Consider the following 11856-nt stretch of genomic DNA (forward strand, 5'->3'; position numbering starts at 1 on the left):
AGGAAGCGGTTCGGCCCGGTTCCCGCAGGATGCGGGCCGGGCGCAGGACAGGGTGTTCCGCCCGGGCTCAGCTTCCGGGCGGATTTCCCGAGCCGGACTGGCTGGGACTGCGTCCGGTCCATCTGCGGTAGGCGCGCCAGAAGGCGGTGCCGTCGGCATAGCCGAGCGCCTCGGCAATCGCCTCGATGCTCCTTCCGCCTTCCTGCAGCAGGCGTTCGGCGCGCTCCCGGCGATGCTCCTGCAGGAGCCCGCTCAGCGTCGCGCCTTCCTCCGCCAGCCGCCGCTGCAGCGAGCGGCGCGAGGTCTGCAGCAGCCCCGCCATCATGTCCAGGTCGATCGGCCGGGCGCCGAGATTGAGCGCGATCAGCGCCCGGACCTGGTTGCTGGCAGACTGGCCGCGATGCGCTTCGCCCACCAGCCCGGCGAGGTGGCGGTCGATCAGCTCCAGCATGTCCGGGTCCTCCTCCCGGCAGACCCTTTGCGCATCCCGCGCCGCGATGACCAGCATGTTGGACGGCTGCGAAAACAGCACCGGCGCCTCGAACCAGCGCGCCACCTCGCCGGGCGCTTCGGGCGCGGCATGCTGGAAATGCACCTCGACGGGCCGCCAGCGCAGGTCGTATCCCTTCCGGATCAGGCTGCATATCCCTGCGAGGGTGAACTCGCTGTCCTGGCGGCAGGGCGCGACCTGCGGCGCGGCAATCAGGTAGCGCAGGCAGAGATCGCCCTCCGCCTCCTCGAGGCTGACCTGCGTGCCGCTCTGCAGCGCCGAGCTGAAGCGCACCAGGCTGTCGAGCCCGCGGCGGATCGTGGCGCATTGCGCGGCGCGCAGCCCCATCGGCCCGAAACTGCCCGGCCGCACCTGCGCGCCCAGCCGCAGCCCGAGATCGGGTTCGCCCAGATGCGCCGCGGCATCCTCGAAAAGGCCCAGGTAGGCAGGCAGCGGCACCGGGGCATAGCGGTCCTCCAGCACCCGCGAATCGATGCCGCGGCGGCGCAGGAGCGTTCCCAAAGCGCCCGGATCCTCATCGAAGAGCGCGAAAATCGGCTCAAGAATTATCGCCCTGACGGACAGGAATTCCGGCAGCGGTCCGGTCCCGGTCGACATTCTGCACGGATCCCCCGTTCTGAAGCGCCACTTGGCGCAGACTATCGGATTCATGGCGCGCGCGGCAATGGCCGCTGCGGCAGGTCCCGGCGCTAACCGAGTCCCATTCACGGCACACGTGCAACAGGGACAAGAGAACATGACCGACATGACCGGCGGAAGCCGACTCCAGGGCAACTCGATAGGCCTTGCCCATATCGTATTCTTCGTGGTGGCCGCGGCGGCACCGATGACCGCAGTGGTGGGCGCCACGCCCCCGGCCTTCGCCTTCGGCAACGGCGCGGGCGTGCCCGGCGCCTTCGTGCTGGCAGGCGCGCTCTACCTGCTCTTCTCCGTCGGCTACACGGCAATGACGCCCTACATCTCCGGCGCGGGCGGGTTCTTCAGCTACATCGCCAAGGGGTTCGGCGGCGCGGCCGGGATCGCCGGCGCCGTGATGGCGCTGATGGCCTATTTCGCCATCCAGATCGGAATCTACGCGCTTTTCGCCGTCTTCATGTCGGCCACCCTGGCGCCGCTGGGCCTCGACCTGCCCTGGTGGGCCTGGGCGCTGGCCGCGCTTGCGGCCGTGGTCTTCTTCGGGCGGCGCAACATCGCCATATCGGGCCGCATCCTCGGCGCCTGCATGCTGGCCGAACTGGCGATCCTGCTGATGCTCGACGTGGCCATCGTGCTGAACGGCGGCGGTCCCGAGGGGATGAGCCTGTCGGGATTCCGCCCCTCCGAGGTCTTCGCCCCCGGTCTGGGCGTCTCGATGGTCTTCGTGCTCGGCGCCTATGTCGGCTTCGAGGCCACCGCGATCTTCGCCGAGGAGGCGCATAGCCCGGAGCGCACCATTCCGCGCGCGACCTATGTGGCGGTGCTGCTGATCACCGGCTTCTATGCGCTCTCGACCTGGGCGATCTCGCAGCATTACGGACCCTCCGGCGTCCGCGCGGCGGCGGAGGCATCGCTGGAGGGCTTCTATTTCGACGCGGCGGCGGAGCTTCTGGGACCGTGGTCCGTGCAGGTGATGAACCTGCTTCTGCTGACCAGCCTCTTTGCCTGCCTGCTGTCCTTCCACAACACGTTGAACCGCTACTTCTACACCCTGGCCAGCGAGAGCCTGCTGTGGCGCAAGATGGCCCATGTCCATCCCGAGCACGGCTCGCCGCATGTCGCGGGGCTGGTGCAGGCCGGGCTGGTCGCCCTGATCCTCGCAGCTTTCGCCTTCGGCGCGGCCGATCCCTACACGGTGGTGTTCTCCTGGATGGCCGGGCTTGCGGTGCTGGCGATCCTCGCCACCCAGATCCTCGTCTCGGCCTCGGTGATCCGCTTCTTCCGCCGCCAGCCCCATGGCCGTTCGCTGCTCGTGGTGCTCGCCGCACCCGCGCTGGCGACGGCGGGGCTCGCCGCGGCCTTCGTCCTGGTCGGCGCCAACATCTCGATGCTGACCGGCAGCGACAGCGCGATCGTGCTCGCCTTCCCGCTTCTCGTGGTCGGAACCGGCCTTGCCGGCGGGCTCGCCGCGCTCGGCATCCGGCGGCGCAATCCGGCGCTCTATGCCGGGCTGGGCCGCGGCCTCGACTGACCCTCTTCCCGAAATCCAGACCCAGAAGGACCAAGCAGATGAAAGACCTGCAGACACGCCCCGACCTGCCGAAGATCGACTTCCTCTACCTCTCCGAGGAGGACATGATCCGTGCCGGCGTCACCGACATGCCCGCCTGCGTCGACTGCATGGAGGAAATGTTCGCGCTCCTGCATCGCGGCGACTACCGCATGGCCGGACCGAACAGCGACAGCCACGGCGCGATGGTGACCTTCCCCGAGACCTCGCCGTTTCCGTCCATGCCGAAACCCACCGCCGACCGCCGCTTCATGGCGATGCCCGCCTATCTGGGCGGCAGCTTCGGCACGGCCGGTGTGAAGTGGTACGGCTCGAACATCGCCAACCGCGACAAGGGCCTGCCGCGTTCGATCCTGATGTTCACGCTGAACGACGCCGATACCGGCGCGCCCCTGGCCTACATGTCGGCGAACCTGCTTTCAGCCTACCGCACCGGCGCGGTGCCCGGCGTCGGCGCGCGGCACCTGGCGCGGAAGGACTCCAGGGTGGTCGGCATCTTCGGGCCCGGCGTGATGGCGCGCACCGCGCTTGCCGCCTTCATCGCCGCCTGTCCCGGGATCGACACCGTGAAGGTCAAGGGCCGCGGGCAGAAGAGCCTAGACGTCTTCACTGCCTGGGTGCGGGAGAACTATCCGCAGGTCACCAGGATCGAAGTCGTGGACGATATCGAGCAGGTCGTGCGCGGCTCGGACATCGTGACCTACTGCGCATCCGCCGAGGTCGGCAAGCCGGAGGACTACCCGCTGGTCAAGCGCGAGTGGGTCGCCCCCGGCACCTTCCTCGCCATGCCCGCCGCGACCAATTTCGACGCAGGCATGGAAGCGCCCGGGATCCGCAAGGTGCTCGACAATACCGGGCTCTACGAGGCCTGGTTCGAGGAGGTGCCGAAGCCCGCCCATGTGCATATCCCGCTGATCGGCGTGAAGTTCATGGACATGGTCGCGGCCGGAACGATGCAGGCCGCTGCGCTCGAGGACCTGGGCGCGATCGTCGCGGGCGACGCGCCGGGCCGCCGCAGCGAGGACGAGATCATCATGATGTCGGTCGGCGGCATGCCGGTCGAGGATGTCGCCTGGGGCACGGTGGTCTACCGCAACGCGCTGGAGCGCGGCATCGGCGTGCCGCTGAACCTCTGGTCCGAACCGGCCCTGCGCTGAGCCCTCCCGCCCCGGCTGCAGCCGGGGCCCTTCCCGATCCCGAAAGGCCCTCCCATGACGAAAATCACCAAGATCAAGACCGGCTCGAAATTCGAGGACCACGCCAGCTATTCGCGCATCGTCGCGGTGGATGACTGGATCTTCGTGTCGAACACCGCCGGGCGGAACCCGGAAACCAAGGAAATCCCCGAGGACGTGGGCGACCAGACGCTGCAGGTCTTCGCCAACATCGGGCGGGCGCTTGCCGCGGTCGGCAGCGGCCTGGGCGATGTGGTCGCCAGCCGCATCTTCATCCAGGATCCGGCCGATACCGAGACGGTGATGACCATCGTCGGGCAGACCTTCCGCGGCATCGACCCGGCCGCCACCGTCACCTGCCCGCCGCTCGGCTCCGCCGTCTACAAGGTCGAGATCGAGGTCACCGCCTTCCGCGGCGCCTCGGCGGCCCCGACCGAGCGCAAGACCCTCTCCCTCTGAGCTGCCCGCAGGAGCATCGCCATGGCCCCGAAGATCGCCCCCGTGGAAGCATCCGCGGAGCTGCCCGCGCAGACCGAGGTCGCCGTGATCGGCGGCGGCATCGTCGGGCTGGCAGCCGCGCTGGTTCTCGCCGAGCGCGGCATTCCCGTCACCGTGCTGGAGAAGGGCCGGATCGCGGGCGAACAGAGCTCGCGCAATCTTGGCTGGGTGCGCAAGACCTCGCGCGCGCCCGCCGACCTGCCGCTGGCGCTGGCGGCCGACCGGCTCTGGGCGGAGCTGCCCGCCCGCACCGGACGCGACGTCGGCTACCGGCAGGCCGGGATCATGTTCCTGGCCCGGAGCGAGGCCGAGCTGCAGGCGCATGAGACCTGGCTCGGTTCCGTCAACGGTCTCGGCCTCGGCTCCCGCATGCTGGGCGCGGCGGAGATCGGCGCGCTGGTGCCGGGCGGGGCAGGCAGCTGGGCCGGAGGGGTGTTCACCCCGTCGGACGGCCGTGCCGAGCCGACCCTGGCGGCCAGCACCATCGCCGCGGCTGCCATCGCCAAAGGGGCAAAGATCATCGAGGGCTGCGCCGTGCGGGGCCTGCAGACCTCCGGCGGGCGGGTCAGCGGGGTCGTCACCGAACGCGGCGAAGTCACTTGCAATGCGGTTCTGCTGGCTGGCGGTCTCTGGTCGCGGCGCTTCCTCGGAAATCTGGGGATTGCGCTGCCGGCATTGCCGCTGACTTGCTCTGTCTTCCGCACCGCCTCGATGGAGGGGCCGACCGACATCGCCGTCGGCGGTCCGGATTTCTCCTTCCGCAAGCACGCGGACGGCGGCTACGTCATCACCCAGCGCGGCGCGCTCTCCTGCCCGCTGGTGGCGGACCACCTGCTGATCGGCATGCGCTACCTGCACCTGCTGCGCGACCAGCGCGGGCTGCTGCGTATCACCGTGAACCGCCAGAGCCTCGACGACCTGCGCCTGAAGCGGCGCTGGCGGCAGGACCGGCCGTCGCCCTTCGAGACCGTGCGCGTCATGGACCCGCCGACGATCCCGACGCTGAACGAAGAAGCGCTGGCCAATCTCTCTGCCGCCTGGCCAGCCTTCGCCGGGGCCCGCATCGAAGAGGCCTGGGCGGGAACGATGGACATCACCCCGGATTCCAATCCGGTGATCGGGCCCGCGGCACGGATCCCGGGGCTGACGCTCGCCACCGGCTTCTCCGGCCACGGCTTCGGCACGGCCCCAGCGGCAGGCCAGCTCGCCGCCGATCTGGTGACCGGCGCGCCGCCGCTGGTCGATCCGGCCCCCTACCGGCTGGAGAGGTTCTGAAGCGGGCCCCGCCGGGCGATCATCGCATGGAGCAGTGCCGTCCCTCCCTGGCCGAGCAGGTTCCGCGGCACCGGCTCCGCCGTCCGCAACGCAGCGCCGCGTTCCGCATCGTTCTGGCCGCGGCAACCTTTCGGGCTCCGGCGGAGCAGGCCGGGTGCGTGGCGCCTCCGCCCGCCGCCACCAGCGCAGGCGCAGATCCATCCCAAATTGCCGGAGCCCGCCGCGGCAGGCCGGGCGTCTGGCGCACGGCATGACGGCCCCGTCGTTGGCCCATGTGCCGGCCATGATCCGGTCCACGGTGTCGAGGAGGCGGACCGAGCCGGAAGCGCGCATCATGGCGCCACGGGCCAAGTCTCAATCGGCATCGGTCCCGTATCGGCAATACCGATACGTCCGGACCACTTTTCCGAGGCAGACCGCGACCGGCGGCGGTGCCCTCGAGCCGGAGATGGCTGCCAACATGGGGCCTTTTGGATCCGCGCAAGCTGTTGCGCATCCGAAGCAGCGCCGTCTGCTGCGGATGAAGGTCGCGACCGCAGACCATGTCCCTGATTTGCCGGAAACCAGCGGTGCCGATCTCGCCTTGCAGCGCATCGTCCGGCCCTTTGCCCCCCGTCCCTTGTTTCGCGTCGCCGGGACATGCAGCTGCGGTACCGGCAGCACGGGCCTGAGCGAACCGGCCCCGGGGGCCCGCGGGCATTGACCGGCCTGCAATGGGTGCGGCCGATGCCGCGGGGCCGGCCTGACCAGATCCCCGGTCCTCGCCATCCTCCGGCCGCTGCCATCCAGCGGGGCGGTCGCGCTGTGCCGGTCATTGCCGCCGACGGGCAGGCCCGGCTGGCGGCCAGCGCGATATCGACGGCCTGCCGTCGGGTCCCGGCTTCGGCATCCCGACCCGGAATAGCGGACCACCGGTCCTGCAGGCGGAGCATCGCCGCAATGCTGCGCTACAGCAACGGGGAGCGGGACCGTCCCTGGCGACAGGATTGCCGAATTGTCTGGCAATCTGCCGGATGCCCCGCTAGCCTCTCCGCACAAAAGGGAGGAACGAATGAAATACACGCTTGCCGTGGCAGCCCTGCTGTCCACGACCGCGGCCGCATGGGCGGCCGACACCGTCACCCTGCGCATCCAGACCCACCAGGCCCCCGAGGCCGTCTCGGGCAAGCTCGTCGCCGATTTCGTCGAGCAGGTGCGCGCCATGTCCGAGGGCAGCATCGACATAGAGATGTTCTACAGCTCCTCGGTCGTGGCCTCGGCCGAAACCTTCGACGCTGCCGCCAACGGCATCATCGACTGCGACATGACGAACGGAAGCTACCAGGCAGGCAAGAACCCGGCCTTCCAGTTCGTCGCGGACGTCATGGGCGGCTATGACACGCCCATCCAGTACCTGGCCTGGATCGAGGAAGGCGGCGGCCGCGAGGCGATCCAGAAGCTCTACGAGGCCAACGGCATGCATTTCATCGGCGCCTATCTGGGCGGCCAGGAATCGCTGGCCTCCTCCGCGCCGCTTGCCGGGATCGCCGACCTCCAGGGCTGGAAGTTCCGCTCGCCGCCCGGGATGGAATCGGAGATCTTCGCCTCGCTCGGCGCCAGCCCCGTGGTGATGGACTACACCGAGATCTTCACTTCGCTGGAGACCGGCATCATCGACGGCGCCGATGCCTCGACCCTGGCGGCGAACCTGTCGAACGGCATCTACGACATCGCCAAGCACACGACCTATCCGGGCTTCCATTCGATGTCCTCGGACCACCTCGCCTGTTCCACCGCCGCCTGGGAGAAGCTCAGCTCCGGCCAGCAGGCGATCCTGGAAAACGCGATGGAGGCGCTGGCGATGCGGCTGCTGATGCGCACAGAGGTGCTCAACAGCGAAGCGCTGGCCGAGCTGCCCGCGAAGGGCGTGACCTTCTACGACTGGTCCGCCGAGGACCGCGCCAAGTTCCGCGAGGCGGCAGTCGCGCGCTGGGACGAATGGGCCAAGAAGACGCCGGAGACGGCCGAGATGGTCGCCAGCCACAAGGCCTTCCTGCACCGCATCGGCCTGGACGACGACTGACGCCCGGCCGCCCTCCCGGTGGCCGCGGCTCCTCCCGCGGCCACCGTTTCCGTGCACCCCCAATTCCTGCGAGTGACCCAGAATGAACGTCCTGATCCTCGGCGGCGGCGGCTTCATCGGCCGCAAGATCGCCGCAGCCCTCGCCGCGTCCGGCATCCTGCGCGGCAAGGCCGTGACCGGCCTGACCCTGGCCGACCTGGCCGAGCCCGCGCCGCTCGACGCGCCATTCCCCGTGACCTGCCGCGCCGCCGACATCACCGACCGGGCGCAGCTCGATGCGCTGGTGACGTCCGAGACGCAGGTGATCTTCCACCTCGCCGCCGTCGTCTCCGCCCATGCCGAGGCGGAATTCGACGCGGGCATGCAGGTCAACCTCTTCGGCACGCTGAACCTGCTGGAGCGCTGCCGCGCACTCGGCACCTGCCCGGTCGTGGTCTTCACCTCCTCGCTGGCAGTCTTCGGCGGCGACGTGCCCGACCCGATCGAGGACTGGACGATCCCGAATCCGCAGACCTCCTACGGCGCGCAGAAGGCGATCGGCGAGCTGCTGCTCAACGACTATTCCCGCCGGGGCTTCGCCGACGGCCGCGGCTTCCGGCTGCCGACCATCGCGGTGCGCCCGGGCAAGCCAAACCGCGCGGCCTCGTCCTTCATGTCTTCGATCATCCGCGAACCGCTGAACGGCGAACCCGCGGTCTGTCCGGTGGATCCGGAGTTCGAGCACTACTATCTCAGCCCGCGGCGCTGCGTCGAAAACCTCCTCAAGGGCGCGGAGCTCGACGCCGCCGCGCTGGGACAGCAGCGCTGCATGATCATGCCCGGGCAGCGCCTGTCGATCCGCGAGATGATCGACGCCATGACCGAGGTCGCGGGCCCAGCCCCGGCAAAGCTGATCCGCTGGGAGAAGCAGCCCGAGATCGAAGCCATCGTCCAGGGCTGGCGCTTCGACTACCGGCCGCGGAAGGCCCTGGATCTGGGGCTTGCCGCCGATGCCGGTTTCGCCGAGAACGTGGGCTTCTATCTAGAGGACGACCTGCCCGCATCATGACCGGCCTGCCCCGCCTGGATCCGATCGACCAGAAGCCGCGCTACCGGCTGGCCGCGGACAGCATCGCCGCGCGGATCCGCGCCGGGGACTATCCGCCCGGCTCGAAGATGCCAGCCGACAAGGATCTGGTGGAACAGCTGCGCGTCAGCCGCACGACCGTGCGCGAGGCGATGATCGCGCTGGAGCTGATGGGGCTCGTCGTGACCCGCTACGGCGCCGGAGCCTTCGTGGCCCCGGCCCTGCCGCCGGAAGCGGCCGAAAGCGCCACGCTGCCCGGCTTCTTCGAGCTGGTGGAGGCGCGCCATGCCTTCGAGCCCGAGATCGCCGCCATCGCCGCCGGCACCCTGGGCGCCGCGCAGATCGTCCATCTGCGCGACTGCATCGAGGGGATGTGCGACGCGGCGGCGCCGTTCGACCTGGTGGAGGCCTGCGACCGCGAATTCCATCTCGCCGTCGCGCGCGCCACCGGCAATGCCTTCTTCGTCCAGGTCGTCGGGGAATTCTGGCATGCCCGCCAGCAATTCCCGGAATGGACGCGTCTCAACAACCGCCAGGGCCCCGCCGACATCGCGCGGTTCTCCCGCGGCGAGCACGAGGCGATCGTCGCCGCGCTGGACGCCGGCGATGCCCGCGCCGCGCGGGCGGCGATGCGGCTGCACTGCCGCAATTCCGGCCAGCCGCTGCTGGAACGGTGGCGCCGGCTGGAAGAGGAGGGCACCGCGCCGGACAGCGCGGTGGCCGACCGCATCCTGCGCCAGAGCCGCGGCCCGGCCTGACGGCCGCGCCGGACCGCCGGAGCCGCGCTCCCTAGGCCGCGGTCATCCCGCGCTGCCGCAGCTCGTCCTCGGCGCGGGTCCAGTCCCGCCACAGCAGCGCGAATTCCTCCGCATCCGCCTCGCGGCAGAAACGGACGGTCGCCAGGATTTCGCCTCTGTCCAGCAGGTGGCGGACCAGAAATCCGCCGTTGTCCCGCATTATGTCGATCGCCACTGGTCCGCTCCGGGGTTGCCTTGCGCGCGGCATAGAACATGAACATGACCGGCAGACGACAGTGCCGCAGGATGCGCAACACGTCTGCGTGTCCGGCGCCCGCGCCCTGTCCGCGGCCACTGGAATCGCCGCGCGGCCCTGCCCGGGCGGTCCGTCAGCCATCCATCCAGGCCTTGAACGCATCGGAATGGCCGGGATGCCAGCGCGACAGCGGCGGACGGTTCTCGATGATGTCGCCCGCAGCCCAGGCGATGCGCTTCTCGTCGGTCCTGCGGTCGACATCGTTGTCAGGGCAGAGGATGTAGAAGTCGTCCCCCTCCAGCGCGTCGAACAGGAAATCGGCCAGCTGCCCTGCCGTCCAGGCGCCCGTCGGCTTTTCGGTCCGCCCGCCCGCGGCCAGCGGCGTGAAGACGAAGCCCGGGATCAGCAGGCGCGCTTCCACCCGGCAGCCGCCGATATTGCGCAATTCGTGCTGCAGCGCCTCGGTGAAGGCCTTCACCCCGGCCTTGGAGACGTTGTAGGCCGGATCGCCGGGCGGCGTCGTGATCCCCTGCTTTGACCCGGTATTGATGATCAGGCCGGGCTTGCCCGACGCGATCATCGCGGGCGCGAATATCTGGGAGCCGCGGATGATCCCCATCATGTTGACGTCGATGATCCGCTGCCAGCTGCCTTCCTCGTCGAAGATCGAGCTGCCCGGCTGGATGCCCGCATTGTTCATCAGCACGCTGGCCGGCCCCAGCTCGGCGGCGACCCGCGCCTCGAGCGCGCGCAGCTGCCCGGGATCGGAGACATCGGCGGCAACACAGAGCGCAGCCGCCGCCCCTGCCGCTTCCAGAACCCCGGCCGCGGCATCGAGCCGGTCGCCGGGCAGGTCCGCCACGCAGACCTTCATGCCCCGCGCGGCAAATCCCCTGGCCGCCTCCAACCCGATGCCGGAGGCCCCGCCGGTGACCACGGCAACTTTCCCGGCTGCAACTGCTTCGTGCATGGTAGCGCTCTCCCAGACTTCCCTGTGCATCCTCCGGCATATATGGCCGGAGCAATCAATGTCAGGCCCCGTGCGGCATCGGCGCCGCCCCCTTCGCAGCCCGAAAGCCCGTCATCGCGCCGGACCTCCTGCCGCGTCCTGCGCGGTCCTCGCGCCCGGACCATGGCATCGGCCGCGACGCGCAGCCTGGCTGTCGCGTTCCTGCCAGTCCTGGCTCATTGGCCGAGCTTGGGACCCGCGTCTGCCTGGATGCGCAGGATCCGCCGCTGTCCCGCGTCTTTGCCCTGATCGACCCGCAGGCGCCGCGACGGCGGAATGACCCCGCGCCCGGCAGGCCCAAGGCTGCGAGACCGGACTCGTCGGTCCCGCCATGCGTGGGGCGCAGTCGGTCGATGCCGCCACCAGCGCATTTTCGGGTGCAACCTGGAAGAGACAGGGCAAGGGGCTGTGTCTCGAAGCAAAACCGGCGAGTGCGGGCAATCTGGCCGCGGCACTCGGAGCGTCTTGGGCGCGGGTGGAGACCTGCAGCGACCGCGAAGCAGCCCGGTGTCCCGGCGGAGCCGAGACTAGGCCGTGTTGACAAAAGGGATTCACAGCCAGTCGCCTCCGTGATTCAAGATCGCCGCTACGACGGAGGTGATCTTGGCGCGGAATCTGATGACCAACGAGGAATGGCGGTTCTTCGAGCATTTCATCGCCGCCATCCGCGCCCCGAATGGCCGCAAACCTGTCAACCATCGCCTTGTTCTGGATGGCATATTCTGGATCGCACGGACCGGTGCCCCATGGCGCGACCTGCCCGGAGAGTTCGGAAAATGGGGGTCCGTCTACCGCCAGGTCCGACGCTGGACCCAGGCCGGACTATGGGAGACCATCCTGCTGTTTCTCAACGACAGCGACCTCGTGCCCGCCCGTGTGCAGATGATCGATAATGAGGCGCAAGCGCCACTGGTCCGAGCGCAGCGCCGAATGGTGATCCGCGCCCATCAGCAGGCAGCGGGCTCAAGGGGGGGGGGACTCAGAAGGAGGGTTTCGGCCGTTCTCGACTGTCCGGCGGGAAAACGATCCCGCGGATCGTTTTCTGATCCGCCTTCCACTTC

10 protein-coding genes and 1 pseudogene are annotated in these 11856 nt (G+C 69.4%); 8 read left to right on the forward strand and 3 right to left on the reverse strand.

Translation table 11 applies throughout. From position 1 onward, the window contains the following. Window positions 1–67: 67 nt before the first annotated feature. Complete coding sequence (locus tag HCC78_RS18015) at window positions 68–1108, reverse strand: AraC family transcriptional regulator (RefSeq protein WP_172330182.1); 1041 nt, start codon at window positions 1106–1108, stop codon at window positions 68–70. A 139-nt stretch (window positions 1109–1247) separates the two neighbouring features. Between HCC78_RS18015 and HCC78_RS18020 the strand changes: the two genes are divergently transcribed. The 7 genes from HCC78_RS18020 to HCC78_RS18055 all read left to right on the forward strand — a co-directional run bounded on the left by HCC78_RS18020 (window position 1248) and on the right by HCC78_RS18055 (window position 9551). After that, window positions 1248–2678, forward strand: a complete 1431-nt coding sequence (locus HCC78_RS18020) for an APC family permease (protein ID WP_172330183.1) — start codon at window positions 1248–1250, stop codon at window positions 2676–2678. Between the two features lie 38 nt (window positions 2679–2716). After that, on the forward strand, window positions 2717–3874 hold the full coding sequence (locus tag HCC78_RS18025) for a tyramine oxidase subunit B (protein ID WP_172330184.1): 1158 nt from the start codon (window positions 2717–2719) through the stop codon (window positions 3872–3874). Between the two features lie 54 nt (window positions 3875–3928). Then, a complete protein-coding gene (locus HCC78_RS18030) occupies window positions 3929–4351 on the forward strand; it encodes a RidA family protein (RefSeq protein WP_172330185.1) in 423 nt (140 codons plus the stop codon). A 21-nt stretch (window positions 4352–4372) separates the two neighbouring features. Further along, window positions 4373–5665, forward strand: a complete 1293-nt coding sequence (locus HCC78_RS18035) for an FAD-binding oxidoreductase (protein WP_172330186.1) — start codon at window positions 4373–4375, stop codon at window positions 5663–5665. Window positions 5666–6716: 1051 nt separating this feature from the next. After that, window positions 6717–7727, forward strand: coding sequence for a TRAP transporter substrate-binding protein (locus HCC78_RS18045; RefSeq protein ID WP_172330188.1), 1011 nt, complete (start codon window positions 6717–6719; stop codon window positions 7725–7727). An 82-nt stretch (window positions 7728–7809) separates the two neighbouring features. Further along, window positions 7810–8775 (forward strand): D-erythronate dehydrogenase, encoded by a 966-nt coding sequence (gene denD, locus HCC78_RS18050; RefSeq protein ID WP_172330189.1) that lies wholly within the window; start codon window positions 7810–7812, stop codon window positions 8773–8775. Next, entirely contained in the window at window positions 8772–9551 is a 780-nt protein-coding gene (locus HCC78_RS18055) for a FadR/GntR family transcriptional regulator (protein ID WP_172330190.1), read from the forward strand. Before denD ends, HCC78_RS18055 begins: the two co-directional genes overlap by 4 nt. A 31-nt stretch (window positions 9552–9582) precedes the next feature. Here the strand turns inward: HCC78_RS18055 and HCC78_RS18060 are convergent, their stop codons facing one another. Both HCC78_RS18060 and HCC78_RS18065 read right to left on the reverse strand, forming a co-directional pair. Beyond that, window positions 9583–9765, reverse strand: a complete 183-nt coding sequence (locus HCC78_RS18060; RefSeq protein ID WP_172330191.1) for a hypothetical protein — start codon at window positions 9763–9765, stop codon at window positions 9583–9585. A 154-nt stretch (window positions 9766–9919) separates the two neighbouring features. After that, entirely contained in the window at window positions 9920–10756 is an 837-nt protein-coding gene (locus HCC78_RS18065) for an SDR family oxidoreductase (protein WP_172330192.1), read from the reverse strand. A 636-nt stretch (window positions 10757–11392) separates the two neighbouring features. On the opposite strand from HCC78_RS18065, the pseudogene HCC78_RS18070 reads away from it, so the two are divergent. Continuing rightward, a pseudogene (locus HCC78_RS18070) lies at window positions 11393–11802 on the forward strand (transposase); the annotation flags it as partial. Window positions 11803–11856 lie beyond the last annotated feature (54 nt).

Source organism: Mangrovicoccus sp. HB161399 (assembly GCF_013184745.1).
Taxonomy (GTDB): Bacteria; Pseudomonadota; Alphaproteobacteria; order Rhodobacterales; family Rhodobacteraceae; genus Mangrovicoccus.